The sequence below is a fragment of the Mesocryomonas lacus genome (genome assembly GCF_055730135.2).
Window position 1 is genome coordinate 230,914 of record NZ_JBUZWE020000007.1, and the last position, 21,416, is coordinate 252,329.

At 65.6% G+C, this 21,416-nt stretch carries 17 protein-coding genes and 2 pseudogenes; 13 read left to right on the forward strand and 6 right to left on the reverse strand.

Annotation, left to right across the window (positions count from 1 at the left end):
- Nucleotides 1-5 precede the first annotated feature (5 nt).
- Genes ubiB through dut form a run of 5 tightly spaced genes read left to right on the forward strand, consistent with a single transcriptional unit; the run spans nucleotide 6 to nucleotide 4,078 of the window.
- The gene (gene ubiB / locus ACZLZY_RS13415) at nucleotides 6-1,586 is read left to right on the forward strand and encodes a 2-polyprenylphenol 6-hydroxylase (protein WP_472934415.1); all 1,581 of its coding nucleotides are present in this window, start codon (nucleotides 6-8) and stop codon (nucleotides 1,584-1,586) included.
- Between the two features lie 53 nt (nucleotides 1,587-1,639).
- Nucleotides 1,640-1,975 carry a FitA-like ribbon-helix-helix domain-containing protein gene (locus tag ACZLZY_RS13420; RefSeq protein ID WP_472934416.1) on the forward strand — a complete coding sequence of 112 codons (336 nt, stop codon included), beginning with the start codon at nucleotides 1,640-1,642 and terminating at the stop codon, nucleotides 1,973-1,975.
- Nucleotides 1,972-2,370: a type II toxin-antitoxin system VapC family toxin gene (locus ACZLZY_RS13425; RefSeq protein WP_472934417.1), complete on the forward strand. Its 399-nt coding sequence runs from the start codon at nucleotides 1,972-1,974 to the stop codon at nucleotides 2,368-2,370. The genes ACZLZY_RS13420 and ACZLZY_RS13425 overlap by 4 nt, the downstream gene beginning before the upstream one ends.
- Nucleotides 2,367-3,593 carry a bifunctional phosphopantothenoylcysteine decarboxylase/phosphopantothenate--cysteine ligase CoaBC gene (gene coaBC, locus ACZLZY_RS13430; protein WP_472934418.1) on the forward strand — a complete coding sequence of 409 codons (1,227 nt, stop codon included), beginning with the start codon at nucleotides 2,367-2,369 and terminating at the stop codon, nucleotides 3,591-3,593. Before ACZLZY_RS13425 ends, coaBC begins: the two co-directional genes overlap by 4 nt.
- Before the next feature lie 35 nt (nucleotides 3,594-3,628).
- Nucleotides 3,629-4,078: a dUTP diphosphatase gene (gene dut, locus ACZLZY_RS13435; RefSeq protein WP_472934419.1), complete on the forward strand. Its 450-nt coding sequence runs from the start codon at nucleotides 3,629-3,631 to the stop codon at nucleotides 4,076-4,078.
- 27 nt (nucleotides 4,079-4,105) lie between these two features.
- On the opposite strand, the gene ACZLZY_RS13440 is transcribed toward dut, so the two are convergent.
- Nucleotides 4,106-4,966, reverse strand: coding sequence for a GGDEF domain-containing protein (locus ACZLZY_RS13440; RefSeq protein ID WP_472934420.1), 861 nt, complete (start codon nucleotides 4,964-4,966; stop codon nucleotides 4,106-4,108).
- Between the two features lie 449 nt (nucleotides 4,967-5,415).
- On the opposite strand from ACZLZY_RS13440, the gene cysK reads away from it, so the two are divergent.
- The gene (gene cysK, locus ACZLZY_RS13445) at nucleotides 5,416-6,444 is read left to right on the forward strand and encodes a cysteine synthase A (protein WP_472934421.1); all 1,029 of its coding nucleotides are present in this window, start codon (nucleotides 5,416-5,418) and stop codon (nucleotides 6,442-6,444) included.
- An 85-nt stretch (nucleotides 6,445-6,529) separates the two neighbouring features.
- On the opposite strand, the gene ACZLZY_RS13450 is transcribed toward cysK, so the two are convergent.
- Both ACZLZY_RS13450 and ACZLZY_RS13455 read right to left on the reverse strand, forming a co-directional pair.
- Complete coding sequence (locus ACZLZY_RS13450; RefSeq protein WP_472934422.1) at nucleotides 6,530-7,894, reverse strand: cytochrome P450; 1,365 nt, start codon at nucleotides 7,892-7,894, stop codon at nucleotides 6,530-6,532.
- An 88-nt stretch (nucleotides 7,895-7,982) separates the two neighbouring features.
- Entirely contained in the window at nucleotides 7,983-8,279 is a 297-nt protein-coding gene (locus ACZLZY_RS13455) for a hypothetical protein (RefSeq protein ID WP_472934423.1), read from the reverse strand.
- 330 nt (nucleotides 8,280-8,609) lie between these two features.
- On the opposite strand from ACZLZY_RS13455, the gene gyrB reads away from it, so the two are divergent.
- From gyrB to ACZLZY_RS13470, 3 genes are all read left to right on the forward strand, one after another.
- Complete coding sequence (gene gyrB / locus ACZLZY_RS13460; protein WP_472934424.1) at nucleotides 8,610-11,048, forward strand: DNA topoisomerase (ATP-hydrolyzing) subunit B; 2,439 nt, start codon at nucleotides 8,610-8,612, stop codon at nucleotides 11,046-11,048.
- A gap of 651 nt (nucleotides 11,049-11,699) precedes the next feature.
- On the forward strand, nucleotides 11,700-14,027 hold the full coding sequence (locus tag ACZLZY_RS13465) for an ATP-binding protein (protein ID WP_472934425.1): 2,328 nt from the start codon (nucleotides 11,700-11,702) through the stop codon (nucleotides 14,025-14,027).
- On the forward strand, nucleotides 14,024-15,379 hold the full coding sequence (locus ACZLZY_RS13470) for a DUF8535 domain-containing protein (RefSeq protein ID WP_472934426.1): 1,356 nt from the start codon (nucleotides 14,024-14,026) through the stop codon (nucleotides 15,377-15,379). The genes ACZLZY_RS13465 and ACZLZY_RS13470 overlap by 4 nt, the downstream gene beginning before the upstream one ends.
- Here ACZLZY_RS13470 and ACZLZY_RS13475 read toward each other — a convergent pair.
- Nucleotides 15,342-15,833 carry a hypothetical protein gene (locus ACZLZY_RS13475; RefSeq protein ID WP_472934427.1) on the reverse strand — a complete coding sequence of 164 codons (492 nt, stop codon included), beginning with the start codon at nucleotides 15,831-15,833 and terminating at the stop codon, nucleotides 15,342-15,344. The two genes, ACZLZY_RS13470 and ACZLZY_RS13475, sit on opposite strands and share 38 nt — an antisense overlap.
- Before the next feature lie 177 nt (nucleotides 15,834-16,010).
- Nucleotides 16,011-16,976: a DNA cytosine methyltransferase gene (locus ACZLZY_RS13480; RefSeq protein WP_472934428.1), complete on the reverse strand. Its 966-nt coding sequence runs from the start codon at nucleotides 16,974-16,976 to the stop codon at nucleotides 16,011-16,013.
- Between the two features lie 273 nt (nucleotides 16,977-17,249).
- On the opposite strand from ACZLZY_RS13480, the gene ACZLZY_RS13485 reads away from it, so the two are divergent.
- The gene (locus ACZLZY_RS13485; protein WP_472934429.1) at nucleotides 17,250-18,683 is read left to right on the forward strand and encodes a hypothetical protein; all 1,434 of its coding nucleotides are present in this window, start codon (nucleotides 17,250-17,252) and stop codon (nucleotides 18,681-18,683) included.
- Here ACZLZY_RS13485 and ACZLZY_RS13490 read toward each other — a convergent pair.
- Nucleotides 18,644-19,789: a hypothetical protein gene (locus tag ACZLZY_RS13490; RefSeq protein WP_472934430.1), complete on the reverse strand. Its 1,146-nt coding sequence runs from the start codon at nucleotides 19,787-19,789 to the stop codon at nucleotides 18,644-18,646. The two genes, ACZLZY_RS13485 and ACZLZY_RS13490, sit on opposite strands and share 40 nt — an antisense overlap.
- Before the next feature lie 381 nt (nucleotides 19,790-20,170).
- On the opposite strand from ACZLZY_RS13490, the gene ACZLZY_RS13495 reads away from it, so the two are divergent.
- The 3 genes and pseudogenes from ACZLZY_RS13495 to ACZLZY_RS13505 all read left to right on the forward strand — a co-directional run bounded on the left by ACZLZY_RS13495 (nucleotide 20,171) and on the right by ACZLZY_RS13505 (nucleotide 21,276).
- Nucleotides 20,171-20,353 carry a hypothetical protein gene (locus ACZLZY_RS13495; RefSeq protein ID WP_472934431.1) on the forward strand — a complete coding sequence of 61 codons (183 nt, stop codon included), beginning with the start codon at nucleotides 20,171-20,173 and terminating at the stop codon, nucleotides 20,351-20,353.
- Nucleotides 20,354-20,377: 24 nt separating this feature from the next.
- Nucleotides 20,378-20,690, forward strand: a pseudogene (locus ACZLZY_RS13500) (NAD(P)-binding domain-containing protein); the annotation flags it as partial.
- A gap of 126 nt (nucleotides 20,691-20,816) precedes the next feature.
- Nucleotides 20,817-21,276 (forward strand): annotated as a pseudogene (locus ACZLZY_RS13505) (nuclear transport factor 2 family protein).
- Nucleotides 21,277-21,416: the final 140 nt, after the last annotated feature.

The window sequence follows — 21,416 nt, forward strand, 5'->3', positions numbered from 1 at the left end:
GGGTGGTGAACCCGCTCTCCGGCACGCTGGCGCTGATGCGGGCAGCCTACGTGCTCGCCCGCGAGGGCGTAGTCACCTCGCTGCCCGCCGATGGGCTGTCGGCCGGCCCGCTTCTCGCCTATCGCCTGGCCGGCCTCATCGAGCGCAAGTCCGCGGACGAGGCGGAGCGCTCGGAGAAGCTGTCGCGGGCGCTGAACCGGCTCGGGCCTTCCTACGTCAAGCTCGGCCAGTTCCTGGCGACGCGGCCGGACCTCGTCGGCCTGAAGATCGCGGGCGAGCTGTCGAGCCTTCAGGACAGCGTGCCGCCGTTTCCGAAAGCCGAGGCGATCGCCGAGATCGAGTTGACGCTCGGGCGGCGGATCGACGATCTCTTCACCGAGTTCGGCGAGGTGGTGGGCGCCGCCTCGATTGCCCAGGTGCACCGGGCGCGCACGCGCGACCGCAACGGCGTCGAGCGCGAGGTCGCCGTCAAGGTGACGCGGCCGGGGGTGCGCGTCCGGTTCAAGCGCGAGCTCGACAGTTTCGCCTTCATCGCCCGCACGCTCGAACGCTTCGTGCCGAGCACCCGCCGGCTGCGGCCGATGGCGGTGGTAGAGACGCTGGCGCAGTCGACCCGCATCGAGATGGACCTTCGCCTCGAGGCGGCAGCCTCCTCGGAAATGGCCGAGAACGTCGCCGACGATCCGCACTTCCGCGTGCCGGCGATCGACTGGGAGCGCACCGGGCGCGACGTCCTGACCATGGAATGGGTCGACGGCATCAAGATGAACGACGTGCGCGCCGTCGCCGCAGCCGGGCACGACCTGCCGGCGCTCGGCGTCAACGTCGTCCAGTCTTTCCTGCGCCATTCGATGCGCGACGGCTTCTTCCACGCCGACATGCACCCCGGCAATCTCTTCGTCGGCCCGGACGGCACGATCATCGCGGTCGACCTCGGCATCGTCGGCCGGCTCAGTGCGGACTCCCGTCGGTTCCTGGCCGAGATCCTCTACGGCTTCATCCGGCGCGACTATCGGCGCGTCGCGGAAGTGCACTTCGAGGCCGGCTACGTGCCGCGCAGCCAGGATGTGCTAAGCTTTGCGCAGGCGCTGCGGGCGATCGGCGAGCCGATCCATGGCCAGCCTGCCGAGACGATCTCGATGGGCCATCTCCTGACGCTGCTGTTCGAGGTGACCGAGCTCTTCGAGATGAAGACGCGTCCCGAGCTGATCCTCCTGCAGAAGACCATGGTCGTGGTCGAGGGCGTCGCGCGCTCCTTCGATCCGAAGTTCAACATGTGGGTCGCCGCCGAGCCGGTGGTTACGGAATACATCCTCTCCGAGCTCGGGCCGGCGGCGAAGCTGCGCGATGCGCGCAAGGGGCTGGAGGCGCTGATGCGCATCGCCAAGCGCCTGCCGGAATTTGCCGACGGCATCGAGATCCTGGCGCAGCAGATGCCGGAGCTGATCGAGAACGGCATTCGCATCAACGACGACACGCTGGTCGACCTCGCCAAGGACACCAAGCTCGGCATCCTCTCCGGCCACATCGCGCAATGGGTGACGGCAATCGCGCTGGTCGGCATCGCCATCGGGCTGCTGATGTAGACGGCGCGCGTTGCCAGCCCTAGACTTCGCCTGATTAGGCGGGAGGATGAGGCATGGCGAGCATGACGATCCGCAACATCGACGAGCGCGTGATGCAGGCGCTGGAGGCGCAGGCGGAACGCAAGGGCGTGCCGGTCGAGGATGAGGCGCGGCGGGTTCTGGGCGACGCGGTGGAGCGGAGCTCGCCTGAGCCTGAAACTGTCGAGTGGGCCTTGAACGTTCTTCGCAATCCCAAGAGTGGAACGGGCCCCGGGGCCGACTTTCGGTTGCCTCCGCGCAGCAATGATCGGGAGGCGGAGATAAAGATTCTTCTCTCCTTTGGCCAGCGACTCTCAGAGCCTTTTGACTTGAAGGTCCTCAGCGACGCCCTGTCCGACGGTACGGAGTGATCGCAATCGATACCTCCGCCTTGGTATCGGTGCTCAACAAGGAGCCCTGTGCCGAGCGCGTCCTAGCATGCGCGCTCGATGCCGACATCGTGCTGATGTCGGGCGGGACAGCGCTGGAGCTGGCAATCGTCGTGCAGGCGAAATGGGGAACCCGTGGCAGTGCCCTGAAGGTATTGCTGCTCGATCGATTGCGCGTCGAGCCGGTCGATGTCGACGCGCAGCAGGTACGCCTCGCCATCGACGCCTATTCCCGTTATGGCCGGGGAGCAGGCAGTCCCGCCCGGCTGAATTTCGGCGACTGCTTCGCCTATGCGCTGGCGAAGGCAAGAGACCTACCTCTGCTCTTTGTGGGAGACGATTTCGTGCACACAGACCTGCGGCAGGCGCTCGCGTGACCCTTTCCGGCCAGCGAATCCTCCTCATCGTCGGCGGCGGCATCGCGGCCTACAAGGTGCTGGACTTGATCCGGCGGCTGCGCGAGCGCGGGGCGGCCGTGGTGCCGGTGATGACGGCGGCGGCGGGCGAGTTCGTGACGCCGCTCTCGGTCGGAACGCTCGCGGCGTCGCGGGTCTATGGCGAGCTGTTCGACCGCGAGGATGAGACGGATGTCGGGCACATCCGGCTCGCCCGCGGCTGCGACGCCGTCATCGTCGCGCCGGCGACGGCGGACCGGATGGCGCGGCTGGCGGCCGGCCTTGCCGACGATCTCGCCGGCGCCGTGCTGCTGGCGACACGGGCGCCGGTGCTGATGGCGCCGGCGATGAACCCGGCTATGTGGAGCCATGCGGCGACCGTGCGCAATCTGCAGCAGCTGGAGGCCGACGGCATCCATTTCGTCGGGCCGAAAGGCGGCGAGATGGCAGAGGCGAACGAGGCTGGCCTCGGGCGGATGGCCGAGCCGCTGGAGATCGTCGCCGCGCTCGAGGCACTGCTCCAGCCGGCCGCCCAGCCGCTCGCCGGCAAGCGCGTGGTGGTGACCTCCGGCCCGACGCACGAGCCGATCGACCCCGTGCGCTACATCGCCAACCGCTCCTCCGGCCGGCAAGGCCATGCGATTGCCGGCGCGCTGGCGCGGCTCGGCGCCGATGTCGTGCTGGTCTCCGGCCCGGTCACGATCCCGCCGCCTGCGGGCGTGGCGACGGTGGCCGTCGAGACGGCGCGCGAAATGCTGGCGGCGGTCGAGGCAACGCTGCCGGTGGATGTCGGCGTGTTCGTCGCGGCGGTGGCGGATTGGCGGACGGCGGATGAAGCGCCGATCAAGTTGAAGAAAGGCGCCGAGGCGCCGGCGCCGCTGGCGCTGGCGGAAAACCCCGACATCCTCGCCACCATCGGCCATCATCGTGATCGACCGGCGCTGGTGGTCGGCTTTGCCGCCGAGACCAACGACCTCCTTGCCAACGCCATCTCGAAGCTCGACCGCAAGGGCGCCGATATCATCGTGGCGAACGACGTGTCGCAAGGCGAGGGGCGCCAGGGCGTGATGGGCGGGACGACCAACACCGTCCACCTCGTCTCTCGGTCCGGCAGCGAGCCCTGGCCGGAAATGACCAAGGAAGCGGTCGCCGAGCGCCTTGCGCAGCGCATCGCCGACCTCCTGACGGCCGCTCCGACAGCCTGAGCCGTGCCCAGCCGATCCTTCCAGCGAGATGCAAGATGACCCAGCCGATCGTTCACCTGAAGCGCCTGCCGCACGGCGCCGGCCTGCCGCTGCCGTTCTACCAGACGGCCGGCTCGGCGGGGGCGGACCTGATGGCGGCCCTCTTTGAGCCGCTGACGATCGTGCCGGGCGGACGGGCGCTGGTGCCGTCCGGTTTCTGCTTCGCGGTGCCGGAAGGTTTCGAGATGCAGGTGCGGCCGCGTTCGGGGCTGGCCGCCAAGCACGGCGTCACCGTGCTGAATTCCCCCGGCACGGTCGACAGCGACTATCGCGGCGAGGTGATGGCGATCCTCGTCAACCACGGGCCGGACGCGTTCACCGTAAGGCATGGCGACCGCATCGCCCAGATCGTCATCGCGCCGGTGGTGCTGGCGGCGTTTGCCGAGGCGGAGGAACTGCCGGAGACGGTGCGCGGCACGGGCGGCTTCGGCTCGACCGGCGTCTGATGCCTGGCGGCGCCTCTGGGTTTCGGATCAGGCTGAGCCGATGCGGCGCGCGGAGTTCTGGTCCGCCGGAGCCGCTGCGGCCGCGGGGCCGCCGAGGGTGCGGGTCGCCCGCCCGGGGTCGCCGTGCCGCTGAAACGGCAGCGGCTGGAGATTGACCAGCCTGACGCGGTTTCGCCCGCTCTTCTTCGCACGGTAGAGGTTGGCGTCGGCCGAGCGGTAGAGCGTTTCGTAGGGCACCGCCTGTCCGAAAGTGACGCCGCCCATGCTGACGGAGAGCTGCTGCTTGTACTGCAGCGTGCCGACGCTCAGCGCGTGGATGGCAAGGCGCAGCCGCTCGGCAACCACCATCGCCTCCTCATAGCCCGCCCCGCGCAGGAGAATGCCGAACTCTTCGCCGCCGATGCGGCCGACGATGTCGTCGCGCCGCACCGAGCCCCGGAGCGTGGCGGCGATCGCCACCAGCGCCTGGTCGCCGACGGGGTGGCCGAGCCGGTCGTTGATCCGCTTGAAATGGTCGGCATCGACGATCAGCAGCGTCGAGGGCCGCTTGTCGCCGGCCCGCCGTCCAAGCACCTGGATCGCCCCCTCCACCCCGGTCTTGAAGGCCGTGCGGTTGAGGACGCGGGTCAGCCCGTCGCGGGTGGCCGCCTCGAACAGGGTGGCATTCTCGGCGGCCAGCATGCGCAGGCGGATGAGGATATAGGCCTGGATCGGCAGCGCGGTCAGGAACAAAGCGGCGATCGAGAACCACAGCGCCAGGCGCGGAGCGACGGCGGCCGACCCGCCGAAGACATGAAACGCGGCGATGAGGATGACGGCGCCCATGAGGGTCGTCAGGCCCATCACCTCCAGGCAGAGCTGGGGCAGAGCGCCCGTTCGCTTCGTCAAACTTCTGTCCTCTCAGCATTCTGCCGCATACCGGCATGACGCGCGCGTCGGGTTGCCAAAATGTAAATGGCGCGACCTCGTCCACTGGGGTCGTCAACGCGCTGTCACCTGGAAGTGGAGGATTTGCAATTAAGCGGCGGGGTATCATGACGAGCGGCATTGCCATGGACCTCGGCAAGGGCAATCTGATGCCAAGGATGCGGCTCTCGGCGGAAAGCTGTTCCGCACGGCAAGGCTGAGCCCGAGCCGGCTAGGCTCGGTGTTTTCGCGCGGCTGCCGTAAGATGCGGCGCGGGTCGCAGGCGGCGGCGGCAACGAGGCCGCGGACTGCGGCTGACGATGTGTCGCGTGGTGCCGGTCTGACCGCGCAAGGCGAGCGGCTCGGCCGCAGGAATGAAGGCGGCGCAGCCGCAACAGAAGCGCGGCTTGGCCGCCTGACGGGGAATGGTGATGGACAAGGCTGTACAGACGGGCAAGGCCCGCACCCACGGACGCGGACGGATCTACGACTCGATCGTCGATACCATCGGCGACACGCCGATCGTGCGGCTCGACAAGCTGGCGCGGGAGAAGGGCGTGAAGGCCAACCTCTTGGCCAAGCTCGAATTCTTCAACCCGACCTCGTCGGTCAAGGACCGGATCGGCGTTGCCATGATCGAGGCGCTGGAGGCGTCCGGCCAGATCACCCCCGGCAAGACCACGCTGATCGAGCCGACCTCCGGCAATACCGGCATCGGGCTCGCCTTCGCCGCGGCGGCCAAGGGCTATCAGCTGATCCTCACCATGCCCGAGACGATGTCGATCGAGCGGCGCAAGATGCTGCGGCTGCTGGGTGCGGAACTGGTGCTCACCGAAGGCGCCAAGGGCATGAAGGGGGCGATCGCGAAAGCCGAGGAACTCCTGAAGGATATTCCGAACGCCGTCATCCCGCAGCAGTTCGAGAACGCCGCCAATCCGGAGATCCACCGGGTGACGACGGCTGAGGAGATCTGGAACGACACCGGCGGCAAGGTCGATGTCTTCATCGCGGGCATCGGCACCGGCGGGACGATCACCGGGACGGGCCAGGTGCTGAAGGAGCGCAATCCGGCCGTCCATATCGTCGCCGTCGAGCCGTCGAACTCGCCGGTGCTGTCGGGCGGAGCGCCCGGCCCGCACAAGATCCAGGGCATTGGCGCGGGCTTTGCCCCTGCCATTCTCGACCGCGAGATCTATGACGAGGTGGTTAAGGTCGACAACGACACCGCCTTCGAGCTCGCACGCCTCGTCGCCCGGCTGGAGGGCGTGCCGGTCGGCATCTCGTCCGGCGCGGCGCTGGCCGCGGCGATCGAGGTCGGCTTGCGGCCGGAGAACGAAGGCAAGAACATCGTCATCATCATCCCGTCCTTCGCCGAGCGCTATCTCTCGACCGCTCTGTTCGAGGGACTGGACGATGCCGAGCCCGAGACGCCGACGGCAAATCCGCCCCCGGCGATCTGAGCCGACGCCGCGTCCGGTCTGCCGGGCGCGGCATGAAGCCGTGAGGCCTACTGACAACGAAGCGGGACAGGTCCCCCGGGCGCTGTCAGCGTCGCGAGACCTGCATCGGAAAGCCCCGGTCCGGCTGGATGGTGATCTTCTGCACCGGCCGCGGTTGGCGCTCTCCGGCAAAATCGAAGCGGAGCCGGGAGAGAAGGCTGGCGAGGATCACCACGCCCTCCAGCATGGCGAACCCCTGGCCGATGCAGACGCGGGGCCCGAGGCCGAAAGGCAGGTACTGGAAGCGCTCGATGCTTTCGCGCCGGCCGGGCAGGAAACGATCGGGGATGAACGAAGCCGGGTTCTGCCAAAGCGCCTCGTGCCGGTGAATCAGCCAGGGCATTACGAGCACCGAGGCGCCGGCCGGAATGACGAGATCGCCGATGCGGTCCTCGGCGATGGCGGTGCGGTTCAGGGAGGGCGCGGGGGGATAGAGCCGCATCGCTTCCTCGAAGGCCGCACGGGTGTGCACCAGCGTCGACGGCCAGGTCACGGGGTCATCCAGCCCCGGCAGCAGGCGGTCGAGTTCGTCCTCGACCTTGGCGCGTTCCTCCGGGGCCTGGCTGAGGAGGTAGAGCGTCCAGCCGACGGCGCGCGCCGTGGTCTCGTGCCCGGCACCGATGAAGGTGATGATATTGTCCTCGATCGCCTGGCGCGACAGCCCGTCGGCCTTCAAGAGCAGCGTCAGGAAGTCGGCCCGCGCCGCCGCGGGATCCTGCGTCACCAGCGCCTGCCGCCGGTCGATCGTATCAGCGATGAGCTTGCGGAAATAATGCTGCGAGCGGCCGGAAAAGAGCCGTGTCGGCCGCGGCAGGAAGGCCGGAGCGCCGAGGAGATCGAGGGGATCGACGCGGCCCATGCGGCCGAGGAAACGCTCCATCGTGGCGGCAAACTCCAGCGGGTCGCCGGCGATGTCGTCGGAGAACAGCGTCGCTTGCAGGATGTCGTAGGTCAGGAGCGTCATCTGGAAGGCGGCGTCGATCCGCCCGTCCGGCCGGGCCGCGAGAGCCTCTGCGAAGGCCTCGGTGCGCGCCCGCATGACCGGCGCGAAGGCCTCGATGTTGCGCGGCGTGAACACCGGGGCCAGCGCCTTGCGGGTGCGCTTCCACAGCTCGCCCTCGGCGGTCAGCAGGCCATCGCGCAGGACGGGGCGCAGGAGCCGCTGGCGCAGCGGCTGCATGACGTAATTGCGGGCGTTGTCGACCATCACATGGCGGACCGCCACCGGATCGTTGACGATCACCGTCGGCACCTTCAGCCAGTTCGCGACGACATAGGGCTGGCGGTACGCCTCGGCGCTCCAGAGCTCCAGCGGATTGCGCGCCGCGGTGAGGAGAAATCCCGCCAGCCCAAGGCGACGCGCCTGCGGCAGCGGGGCGGGCGCACGGAAGGGGGTCGGCGACATGTCCATGGTGAACCTCCACAACGCCAGATAAGGACCCCAGCGCCAATGGTCGAGCGCCCAGCTTGCGGCAAATCGCCGTGTGGTGGGCGGCGTGTCAGCCGGTTCGGCCGGTGCGGCAGCGGTCATAAGCGAGGGCACCGGCATCGCGGGCCTGCTGCGCGGCAAACATGTCGCTGCCGAAACCATCGCCGCTGTCGCGGTTGCCTTCGTACTGGTTCGACGCCGTTTGCCTCGCATAATTCCGGCAGAAGGCCTCGGAGCCGCGCGAATGCGGATTGCCCGAGACGCTGGCGCCCGACAGGCGGGCGCCCGGATAGGGCGTGCCGCCGGGATAGGGCGTCGTGCAGGCGGTGAGAAGGCCAGCGGCGATGAGCGGGAGAAACACCTTCATGGCGACATCCATTCGAGAGACCGCTCGATCAACTGGCGTCGGACCCGTCCGTTCCGGCCTTCGTGTTGCAGCGGGCTCCCGGCGTGCCTTGAGGCTGATGATGAGAAGCCTGGTCCGGCGTACCGTGCGGCAGGCTGAGCATTAGAGACTGGCCTACCACGTGTGGCAGGCGGCGCAGCAAAGCTTCGCCTAGCGCGCCGGGCAGGCGGCGCGGCAAAGCTTGGATTGAGCGGCCGGAGCAGTTATATCAATGGTTCCGGAACGCTTTCGAGCGTTCGAGAGCGTCGATTCGGCGCAGAGTTTCCGGACCGCCCGAGCCCAAGGAATTCCATGTCAGACGAAGACCAGACGAACCCCGGTGAAATCGCCGAATACGGCGCTGATTCCATCAAGGTTTTGAAGGGCTTGGATGCGGTTCGCAAGCGTCCCGGCATGTATATCGGCGACACTGACGACGGGTCGGGCCTGCACCACATGGTCTACGAGGTCGTCGACAACGCGATCGACGAGGCGCTGGCCGGGCACGCGACGCTCGTTACCGTGACGCTGAACCCCGACGGTTCCTGCTCGGTGACCGACAACGGCCGCGGCATCCCGACCGATATCCACACCGGCGAGGGCGTCTCGGCGGCCGAGGTCATCATGACCCAACTGCATGCCGGCGGTAAGTTCGACCAGAACTCCTACAAGGTCTCCGGCGGCCTGCATGGCGTCGGCGTCTCGGTGGTGAACGCACTCTCGGTCTGGCTGAAGATGAAGATCCGCCGCAAGGGCGAGATCTTCGAGATGAGCTTCACCCACGGCGTTCCGGACTCGCCGCTGATCGCGACGGGCGTCGCCGAGAACGGCGAGACCGGCACTGAGATCACCTTCCAGCCGTCGCAGGAGACCTTCACCAAGGTCGAGTTCGACTTGCCGACGCTGGAGCACCGGCTGCGCGAGCTCGCCTTCCTGAACTCGGGCGTGATGATCGTCCTCACCGACCGCCGCCATGTCGACGAGAAGCGCGTCGAGCTATTCTACGAGGGCGGCCTCGAGGCCTTCGTGCGCTACCTCGATCGCGCCCGCAAGCCGCTGATCACCGATCCGATCGTGCTGCACGGCGAGAAGGACGGCATCGTCGTCGAGGTCGCGATGTGGTGGAACGACAGCTACCAGGACACGGTGCTGTGCTTCACCAACAACATCCCGCAGCGCGACGGCGGCACGCACATGGCGGGCTTCCGCGGCGGCCTGACGCGCCAGGTGACCGGCTATGCCGAAAGCTCCGGCACGCTGAAGCGCGAGAAGGTGCAGCCGACCGGCGACGATTGCCGGGAGGGGCTGACCTGCGTGCTCTCGGTGAAGGTGCCGGACCCGAAATTCTCCTCGCAGACCAAGGACAAGCTGGTCTCTTCCGAGGTCCGGCCGGTGGTCGAGAGCCTCGTCAACGACAAGCTTCACCAGTGGTTCGAGGAGCATCCCGCCGAGGCGAAGGTGGTGATGGCCAAGGTCGTCGAGGCCGCCGCCGCCCGCGAGGCGGCGCGCAAGGCGCGCGAGCTGACGCGGCGCAAGGGCGCGCTCGACATCTCCTCGCTGCCCGGCAAGCTCGCCGACTGCCAGGAGCGCGATCCCGCCAAATCCGAGATCTTCATCGTCGAGGGTGATTCCGCCGGCGGCTCGGCCAAGGGCGCCCGTTCGCGCCAGAACCAAGCGATCCTGCCGCTGCGTGGCAAGATCCTCAACGTCGAGCGCGCCCGCTTCGACCGGATGCTGGCCTCCGACCAGGTCGGCACGCTGATCACCGCGCTCGGCACCTCGATCGGCAAGGACGAGTTCAACGCCGACAAGGCGCGCTACCACAAGATCATCATCATGACGGACGCCGACGTCGACGGCGCCCATATCCGCACGCTGCTGCTCACCTTCTTCTTCCGTCAGATGCCGGAGCTGATCGAGCGCGGCTACATCTACATCGCCCAGCCGCCGCTGTTCAAAGTGTCGAAGGGCAAGCAGTCGCAGTATCTGAAGAACGAGAAGGCGCTCGAGAACTACCTGATCGAGGGCGGTCTCGACGACGCCATCCTGACCTTGTCGACCGGCGAAGTGCGCCGTGGCCGCGATCTGCGCACCGCGGTCGATGACGCGCTGGCCGTGCGCTCGGTGCTCGCCGGCCTCCACAGCCGCTACAACCGCGCCGTGGTCGAGCAGGCCGCGATCGCCGGCGCGCTGACGCCTGCCGTCGCCGACAGCGCTGCCGAGGCCGGGCCGATCATCGAGAAGATCGCCCGCCGCCTCGACGAGATCGCCGAGGAAGGCGACGGCCCTTGGACCGGCGAGCTGACGGATGCCGGCGGCTACCGCTTCAGCCGCACCGTGCGCGGCGTTCTCGAGGTCGAGAACCTCGATGCGCCGTTGATCCACTCCGGCGACGCGATCGCGCTGCACCGCATCGCGGCGCGGCTCGGCGATCTCTACGACGGCTCGCCGGTCCTGAAGCGCAAGGAGACCGAGCGCTCGCTCTCCGGCCCGCTGGAACTCCTCACCGCGGTGTTCGAGGTCGGCCGCAAGGGCTTGTCGCTGCAGCGCTACAAGGGCCTTGGCGAGATGGATCCCGAGCAGCTGTGGGAGACCACCCTCGACCCCGAGGTGCGCTCGCTGCTGCAGGTCAAGATCCAGGACGCCACCGACGCCGACCTCCTGTTCTCCCGCCTGATGGGCGACGAGGTCGAGCCCCGCCGCGAGTTCATCCAGGAAAACGCCTTGCAGGTCGCCAACCTCGACATCTGATGAGGGCTACTTGCGCTGGAGCGCAATAAACCGGAAATGGTGCACAATAAACCGGAAACTTGAGTTCTATTGTAGGCGTCAGAACTCCCATTCACATCAGAGACATACGCGATAAAGACCGGAAATTTAGCGGTTTTGTTGCTCGTCGCTGGATTGTGCGGCCATTCGAGCTCAAGGCGACGTTTGCGCGGTACGATTTGTGTTTGGAAGCACATGTGCAGGCGCTTCGCTTTGTTAAAGCGCCTGAACGCCGCGCCTGAACATCAATGGTGCCACACGGTGTCGGGCCGCAGCAGCCATGACTCTCTCGTGGTGTAAGCATGGCAAGCAAATCGACTACCCTGATCGAGGCGGTTGCGCAGGCGTCAGTACCACGCGGCCCTTGGGCTCTCACATGCCCCCTAGCCCCGTCCGGCGGGATGCGGACTAACGAGCGCCCACCCGGCACGGTGCACGCAACGCCTGTGCTTGGGGGCGCATCCCTTCAAGGGATGGCGACTGCCCGGTCATGCCCATTACATCGTCTCGCGGCCTTCGCCGAACTTGCACCTGCTGCTAAGGATTCGACACAGGACGATTCGGCCTTCCTCAGCCGAACGCCGGGAGGATACGATGTCAGCATTGTCCGAAGTTTCCCCCGAACCGCAGCCCGTGGACGCGGTGCAGCCGCTCCTCCTGGATCCCGCGGATTTCGCCACAAGGCCGGGCGAGTTCCGGATGAAGATCCAGGGCGGCGTCCTCGATAACCTCGGCATCAAGATGTACACGCGCGTCGGCAAGGTGCTTGTCGAGTTCGCCGCGAACGCCTTCGACTCGGACTCGCGCTTCGTGGACATCACCTTCGACGCCCCGGCGATCGCGTCGGCGCGGGACGCCGTCCGCGCGGACGCGACCGCCAGGCTGGAGGCCGAGCGTCTCGTCGACGCTGGCCCGCCGAACGCGCGACGTCCCAAGCGCAAGGCGCACGTCATCGTCGATCCCCTGCCTGAGACGTTCACCATCACGATCCGCGACGAGGGGCACGGCATGAGCGCCGGGCAAATCGCCGGGGCTTTTTTGCCCTTGAACCGCAACCGACGCAGGAGGGGCGGCTCGCAGGAGGAGAACGACTTCTACTCGGAGGCGGGGAAGCGGCTGGTGATGGGGCGCAAGGGCATCGGCAAGCTGTCGGCGTTCGGTGTCGCTGAGCGGATGACGGTGCGCTCCAAGCGGGCCGGCCAGACCTTCTGGACGGAGGTAGACCTGCGCGCCGACGAGTTGCGCGCGACGAGCGACATCGGGTCGGTGGTGATCCCGCACCGCTACTTGGACGCAGAGCCGGGGGAGATCGAATCTCATGGGACGACGATCACGCTCATGGGCCTGCGCTGCGACTCGATGAACTTCACCGAGGCCGAGATCGCCGGGGTTCTCAACGAGACCTTCAACCCGATCAGGCCGGAGGAGTTCGAGATCCGGCTCCAGGGCAAGCGAATCGAGCGTGCGGCTCCCGATCTCGAGTTCGTGTATCCTGAGGGACTGGCCGAAGGGGGCATGGCCGAGGAGACGCTGGAGGACGCGGACTGGGGGTCGCTCGAGCTGCGCTACCGCGTCCAGTTCAGGAGGAAGAGCCTCCCCGCGGAGAAGCGCGGCGCCTACATCTACTCGAAGAACCGCCTCGCGACGGATCCCTCGCTCCTCGGTTTGAACACCGGGATGCACAACTTCATGGCCCACCAGTACATGGAGTGCATCGTAGAGTCGGACGATCTCGACAACCTCAACGTCGACGTCATCGGGACGAACCGCGCGGGCATCATCCAGAGCAGCGACGTCGTGAAGAGCTTCCTGCGGCGCGTGACGGACATCATGCGGGAGGCGGTGAACGCCCATGCGCGCTTTAAGGAGCGTGTGGCGGAAAGGGTGATCGACGAGGCCCCGGAGGCTGGCGAACTGCGGCGGATCCTTGCCGTCATCTCGCCGAACCAGCGCAGGCACGCGCGCGACCTCGCGAAGGTGTTTGTTGGGCGCTACGGGCTGCACTCGGACGAGTTCGAGCACCTGACGCCCCTGATCATCGGCACTGCCAACGCCGGGGAGATCCTGATTGACCTCATCCGCGTGTCGGGCAGCGCCGAGAGCATCGCCGAGATCGCTCCCAAGCTCGTCGAGTTGAGGGAGGTCGAGCGTGATGACGCCATCAAGCTCTATCAGGCGCGGCGCAACGGGATCATCGGCCTCGAGCGTGTCGTCGACGCCTCGATGAGGACGGTCGGCAAGGGGCCGCACGACGAGCGCGCGCTGCACGAGCTTCTCAAGGCGTCACCCTGGCTCATAAGGCCGGACCTGTCCGGCTACCTCGCAAGTGACGAGGGGATGGCCAATGTCCTTGACAGGCTGTCGGCCGAGCTCAAGGTGGACAGGCACGCCGCGCGTCCAACGGAGGACGCGGGCTTCGCGCCCGACGGGGAAAGCGAGGACGACGAACGGAGGCGGACGGTGCGTCCCGACTTGGTCTCCCTCATCGGCGACGGTCCCCATCCCGCGAAGGTTTTCGTCATAGAGCTAAAGGCGCCTACGGTGCCGCTTCGCGTCGAGCACCTCGTACAGCTCCGGACGTACATGACCCGCGTGCGCAAGTTCTTCGAGACCGAGGGAACGGCGAACGGCAGGAGGGTGAAGGTCGAGGGCGCGCTTGTCGGCGTCCTTCCCCATCCGTCGACCAGGTCGGACGGGCAGATGCAGCTTCTTGCGGAGTTGGAGCAGCGCGGGCCGAATGCCGACTGGGAGGTCATCAGCCTGCACGAGATGCTCGCTCGTACCCGCCGGGTGCACGAAGAGATGTTGGGGGTGCTGAAGGCCCGCGGCGAGGATGAAGCCGCACCCCCTATCAGCAAGGCTACCGATCATCCCGATGGTGGTTTGGCGGTGTTGCCCGAAGCCCTGCACGAACCGCTACCGGGAGCGCTCCCTCGATCCGTTTCGATTGAGTCCTTATGACCCTTGTCCTTACCGACGAGCGTCGCCATTCCAACGATCCTCTGGACGAGGACCAGACGAAGGCCGTGAAGGCATATTTCGCCGGAACCGTCTTAAGGCCCGGCGAAGGTGTGCCTGTCCTCTCAGAGGGAGAGGTCGAGACGGCGCTCGCAGTGTTTGACGCCATGAAGGAGCACAGGTTGATCCTGCGGTGCGATTGCGTCGAGGGGAGGCTGCCGATGCTTTCCGCGGTCTATCCCGCCACACTGAGGAGAATGAAGCGGCCGAGGCATGCTCATGCGGAGGAATGTGCCTTCGGGAACGAGGCCTACACCCGAAGCGACAGCGTGGCTCCAAGCCACGATCAACCTGGTCCCGATACGCCGCTGTCGATACATGGTGAGTTCAGGGAACGGCACGAGCATATGGGTATCCGCCGGGTCGGCGGGCCGGCGCGGTCATTGCCCAGAAACAGCCTGTCGAAGGTCCTGTTTTCGATACTTGATAAGGCTTTCGTCAACTGGATCTTCCATGGAGAGGACAAGTCGGTCGATAAACAGGCGCACAAGATAGGCGCCGCGGCTTCAAAACTCACTCTCGCCGGGGAGGGTGAAGGCCGCGTGTGCGTCGGCGAAATGCTGGTCGCCGAACCTGAATACGGTGCGGGAGTGCGGGAGAAGGAAGCTCTCAGACAGCGAATCCTCGCTCGGGCAGGCGACTGGCCCAGAAACAGCAGGCCACACGGATTCCTGATCGCGACCGTGGAAAGTTTCAAGCCTGCGGAAAAAAGGTACGACTTGGCAGTTCGGAATTGGGACGAACCGCAGTTTGTGCAGGCCAAGCCCCAGGTCTTCGGTGAATCGGACGCCCACCGCGGCCCCTATGTCGGTATCGTGAGCTACGCCCGACCGAGCCGCGCCGAGGAAGTGGTCCACGGGTTGCGTTGCTACCTTCAACCTTGTTTTCGGCACGACAGTTGGTTTCCCGTGGACAGCCAATACGAGCGTGAAACGCTGGAGGAACTGCTACGTATCAGGAGCGGCCTGCCGGACGGATTTACGATGGACATTCACAAGCCACTCTTCGATGAATTGGTCGGCAACTCCTCCTTGCCGTGCAGACCTGACTTCGTGCTGAGGATCCGGAAAAATGGGCGGTACTTGCGGCATGTGGCCATTGAGACAATGGGCTATGGCACCGTGGAATATGTGGACTCGAAGAAGGCAACGCACCCGCGGATGAAGGAACGGTACGACCGGTTTCTCGTCAAGCACGACAAGTTGGCAAGGTCCAGCGCCGCTCGCCTATCAGCAGATCAGCGGTTCGAGGAGCAGGTTATCGCGGCAGTTGTGGATGGCCTTCGGCCAAATTGATCTTTTGGTCAGTCGGCGGCATGTAGGTGCGGGAAACTGAACGTCCGAGCAGTTCGAGCACATCGCACGGGAGCATCGTCGTCTGCGGCAGGTCGCGCAACCACGCCAAAGTTGCGGGCAGTCCATCAATCTGCGGCAGTTCCGCCAGGAATTCGTCGAGGGCAGTTTGCACGACACTTGGGTCTATTCTCCATGCGAGCTGGCAAGAGGAGCCAGTAGCGGTGCGATACCCGCTTCGGATGTATACGACGACGGTCTCCCGATCGTGAAGTCCCACGACAAAGTGAAGGTGGGCCAAGCCCCAATCCGGGGGGTTCCATGTGTGTTCGCGGGCGGATCCGAACCAACCACTTCGCACGTTTTTCCATCCCGTCGGAAAGGGAGGCGTGCCTTGTCCGCAGGCCTGTTCGTTTTGGAAGGGATGAATGAAGGGAGGATCGATGGACTGGGTCATGCAGGGAGCTTTTGCGCGGCTGTCGCTTGGGACAAGCGTCACCAACCGAGGCTGATCTCCCCAAGCAGGTCCTAGCAGCACCTTCGGGTTCTCCGCGACGCCTGTACTGCCTAAGTTCGTCCACCTTGCCCAGGAGCGCCGAATGATCGCGGACAGCGGACGCAAGCGGGACGTTCTTTACAGGGCTGCGGCCACAGCTTTCCCAACCGCAGCCGCCAACGGAATGGGCACCCCGTTCCCGATCTGTCGCGCGACCGGATAGGGGCGCCCGACGAACTGCCACGAGTCCGGCACCCCTTGCAGGCGCGCGCCCTCGCGGAGCGAAAGGACGCGGTCCTCGACCGGATGGAGGTAGCGCCCCTTGGACGGGTTCTGGAACGTGCAGCGCAGCGTGTTCGACGGGGCGTCAGCGTCGATGCGGCCCCATGCGTCTGTCGCCTGGCAGCCCATCCGAAGCCATGACGGAGGGCAGAGCTCCGGAGCGACCCGGATGATGTCGCGCTTGTCGCCGCCGCGCGGTACGAGCGCGATGCGTTCCGACGCCAAGGGCGAGGCGAAGGGCCAGACGTGCATGGGGTCGTCCGCGGTGAAGGGGCGGGCCGGGTTCATAATCGCGTCCGCGACGGTCGGCGTCGACACAAGGGGGGCGGGTTGGGCGATGGGGCCGACCTTCGACGCGACTGTGAACGCGCGCCGCCTCCGCTGGGGCGCGCCGAAGTCCTTGGCGTCGAGTTCCCATACGGCGACCTCGTAGCCCATGGCGCACAGCCCGTCTGCGAGCTTGCGCCACTGGGCGGATCGGACGAAGGGCGGGACGTTCTCGACCACAGCCACGCGCGGGCGGTTGACCGACACCCATGGCAGGATGCTTAGACCAAGGTCGTTGCGCTCGTCGAGGGGATCGCGGCGTCCGAGCGTGCTGAATCCTTGGCAGGGCGGCCCCGCGACGAGGACGTCGCATCCGGGGGCCGCAAACGCGTCGGCAGCCGAGGCCGTGACGACGCAAGGGGAAACGTTTTGCCTGTAGCTTGCCGCGGCGTCCCGCGACAGTTCGACCGCGAGAACGGGCTCCATTCCGGCCTCGATCATCCCGGCGCTGAAGAGTCCCGCGCCGCTGAAGAGATCGATGAACCTTGCTGCCATACGTCCGCCCACCCTGCGCCTCGTCGCCGTGGAGGCGTTACGATCGGTTCTCGTCGTCCCTTGAAGAAATTGGTCCCCAAGCTCCGCATTCCACCATTGGCGAAACATGCTTAAGGGCGGGTTAAGCGTTGGGTCACCGTCGCTTCATGGCGCCGTTCGCCGACGCACGAGCGGAGCGCCATCGAGAACAGAGCGCCGGATGGCTTGAGGTTCCGCTGGAATGCTTCCACTCTTTCCCGGTGGCGGACCTGACAACGCGGTGGTGGAACGATGATGATCGACTGGTACGTCAACCCATTGGCCCAGCTTGATGTGGAAGCACTAGGGCAAGGGTCGGGTTTCGTCGATGGAGGGGATGCCATCAGGGTTTGGCTCGGTGATCTGGAGGAGGACGAGACTGAATCTGCCAATACGCTCGAGATGCGCCGTTCGCTCCTGCGCGAATGGAGGCCCGGTAATGGTGGGCCGGCCGCGGTCATGTGGCTGCACGCAGTCCGCGACCCTGGCTCATCCAATCTCTGTTGCGACGTTGCCGGTGCATTGGAGTCCGTCCTGCGGTCGTTGAAGTCCGACCGTGTGGAAGATTATCTTCGTGAGAGGGGCCGCCTCATACTGGCGAAAGCCGCCGCGGACGTATCCGCGGACCATCGAGGGTTGCGCAACTTCCTCAAGGACGCCCCCTTGAAGATTGACGTTGCGGAAACGGAGTACTGGCCGGGGCTGCTTCTTCCGACGCAACTGGTGGTCGCTGCCTACGCTGACGCGGCGTTCGGGCTGTCCGAGTTGCGGGAGCGGTTGGGATCCGCAACATACGGCTTCGACGTCTACATCGATCAAAACTCCCATCTATACATCGACGGACTGCTTGCCGAGCTGTCGGATGTTGCGACGCGAAGCGAACGGACTGCCGAACTCAGGAACTTGGTGAACCACTTCCCCCTCCTGAGCCGAGATCCCAGATTGCTTTCGATCCTTGTCGCGGCGCTGGAGCGCAGCGTAATTCTGGACCGCTCCCTGGAACGTGTGACCCACGAGGGCGCAATGCTCGACGCAGTGGCTGCGACGAGATGCTGGACGAGCGAGCATCTGGGCCGGCTGTCGCATCTCTACGGTGCGTCCATGTCATGCAACGCGTCCTTCCAAGATGCCGCTGTCGCCGGGATCCGGGCGAACTGGACGGTTCGGTGCCCATCCTCGGTCCATGCGGCCCTGTGCGTCCAGCGGCTTCGGCGCATTGCCGCTTCAGGGGGGCGGAATGCGGAGGAGCTCGAACGGAACGAACAGTTCCTCTTCGCCGTCAACGAACTCGATGGAGGGAAAGAGCTGATCTGGCTGTTGGAGCGGATGTCCGAACTTTCCTACGGCATTGCCGGGGAAAGGGTTGCCTGGTCGTACCTAGCCGATGCCGCGAAGGGACACTGGTGCTGGCTCGTCTACTCGCGACTCTGGGCCAGACCCGAGTTCGTAGCAGGTTTTACAAGGTTTTTGATGGAGTGGCTGCCACGCGACACGTACGGCGACGTCGAGTTGCTCTTGGCGGAACTCGCCCGTGACTCGAACCAGTGGGACAACATCGACGCGCTTGCTAACGGCAGTGGGGGGGCATCGATGCTGCGTGCCGGGTCGTTGGCAAGGCGAAGGAAACTCAGACGGCTTCCGTCGGCTTACTACTGCGTTGATGGCGAAGGAGCGGCGTCTGCCACATGAATGGGCTTTGGGTCAATGGCGGCGGGAACGCGCATCGTTACGTGCTTGCGGTACCCCGCCGCTTTCAACGCATCGAGAAGCTCATGAACGGAAAGTAGTCCCGTACGGTCGATCACCAGCACTTTCGGAGCCAACGGCTTTCCGCCGACGATCAAGGATTCCGCCGCTGCTTCCGGAGTGGCGAAGAGACGGCCGGCCGATACCGAGTGTCCAGACATGTAGGTCGAGACAAACAGGGCGAAATCTATCGCGTTCACGTTGCCCTTGCGATCCAGGTAGCAGTTCACCTTGTACTTGGCTGCCGATCCCTTCGTGGTGGCGACGTCCGCAAAAACGTTTCCGGCCCTCCTCACCGTCGGGAGCATACGTGTTTCGCCCGACTCGTTCCCGCCTTCTATCGGTCGTGGATAGAACAGGTAGTAGCCCATGCCCGTCGCAAGCAGCTCGTCGAGTTGCTTCCCTTGGTTGCGACCCACGTTGGCCTTGTTGCGGTCGTCGCGCTCCTCGACCTTCGCTTGGAACAAAACCACCCGGAAACGTGGAACGCCCAGCACGTTCGCGCCTACGACAATCGCAAGGTCGGCGCCCATGTAGTCTCTGCGCCGCTGCATGGATGCCATTCCAGCATGCAGGAATTCGCCCGGCGGCAGGCTCGCCCCCGCTCGACGATATGCCCTCACGAGGCTTTTCAAGGCGGTGACCCCCTGTTCAAGTACACCTTGGTTAATGGTGGGCTCCGTGGCGGACCGGTCACGAAGGGAGTGGTGAACCGCGGAGGTGGCGACCGCATACAAGATCGCCGAAACGGGACTTTTCCAGATCCTCAGGTCGATGGCCTCGACCTGGCGCCAATCGTCGATGGCCTTGGCATCGAGACACTCGGAACTGCCGTTGCTGTCCTTGACACACTCCAGCGCAAGCTCGAGCCCGGCCTGGCTTTTTTCTAGATATTGCCGCTCCGAGCTGGTCAGCCTGTCGGGTGCACGGCCGGTACCCGTGTCTTTCCAGTCTCTGATCTCCTCCGCGACCACATCAAACGCGGAAAGAACCGGGTGGTCAGGCTCCCACAAGCGCCAGTCCTCGCCTGCTGTTTCGGCAACGCTCAAACGACCAATCCCATCCCGAGTCCCGATCCGTCCAGGTGCGTCCACGAACAAGCACCGCTCTCGAGGGCTCGTACACGCCAAGGCGAGGGAACACGAGTCCTTCGGTCAATGGGGAGTGCCGAGAAGGCTAGGGCCGCCCAGTGGACGGATGCCAGGCGGCCGCCATGGCGATCGACCGTCACGGCGATGTCGTCACGTTGCTGTGGGTGCCGCCGGCACTTCCCCAAGGGACCTGCGGGATCGTGCGACCGCTGCACCCAGGTTGTGATGCTTTCGAGGAGCCTCGGCCAGATCCGTTCCCCGAATCTAAACGGAGCACGAACGATGCCCCGACCTCTCGGCTCGACCTCCACCGTCGCGTCAAGCTGACGAGCGAGGCACGTGACCAAGGTCGACGACAAAGGTGCGCTCGCCGTCATGAAGAGGCGGCGGAAGGCACGGCCATTCCGTGACATCGCCATCGAAGTGGAGAAGGCACGCGAGGTCGCGGGCCGCCTGGCGGCGGAACCGCATCTCGCGGACGCAACGCCGCATGACGCGACTCGAACGAGGTTCCGACGGTAACGTCGGTCCATTGGACGCGACGCAAAGACCGTCGTCGACGTGACCAACGCCTACGGCGTGCCGCCTGAGGACCTGGACGGTCTCCCGTCGTCCAAAGCTGTCACAAGGGCTTTCCCCGGGGCGAGGTTGGTCAAGGGCTTCAACCATCTGGGCGCTGCGGTACTCGGCGAGGACCCGGCGGTGCACGGTGGCAAGAGGGTCGTGTTCCTGTCGAGCGACGACGACGGAGCCGCCGCTGAGATCGGTACGTTGGCGCAGGAGCTCGGCTTCTCCCCCGTCAACCTTGGGGCGCACTCGGAGGGGCGGGCTGCTCGTCCAGGCGAGGGGGAAAAGCTGAGGCAAGCTGATCTTCAAAGACCTGGTCAAGTTCGACTGACGGATGGTCTCGCCCTTGCGCGCAGGTGGCAAAAGGGGACCAGACCAAGTCCGGTCCGACCCATTACAAGCCAAATGGAGAATGACGGTGAGCACCGAGAAGAACGTTCAGGCCGTGAAGGACTTCTTCGCCGCGATTTTGAGCGATGACACGCAGGGCGCGCCGGCGCTGGTTGCCGGGAACATCGAGTAATCATCCCCGGCAAGGATCGGGCGCTGGCTGGCACGCACCGCGGGCACGCGGTACTGGCTGCCGTGATCAGGATGGTCTCCAGGGAGATCGAAACGACGTACCCGAAGCCCCCGAGTTCATCGCGCCGGGCGACCGGGTCATGGTCACCGGCGTGGCGACGGGAACGATCAAGGCCACGGGCAAACCGATTACGGACGAATGGGTTTTCGACATCAAGGTCAGCGATGGCCGGCTGACGCGCATCCAGGAGTATGTCGACACGCAAGCCTTGGGGCAGGCCTCGCAGATGGACGCCCCTGATTGTTCAGCGTGCTTCGGCTTGTCCGAAAGCCGCGAGCCCAGTGGACCAGTTTGAGAACCAGCGGATCGACCACGAGATCCACAAGGTGACCGCTTCGACCGACCAGTTCGCGGCTGCGGTCCGCAAGACGTGATGCCCATGGTCATAATCGATCCATACCAAGCGTTTGTCATCGATACGATATCGACAGAGTA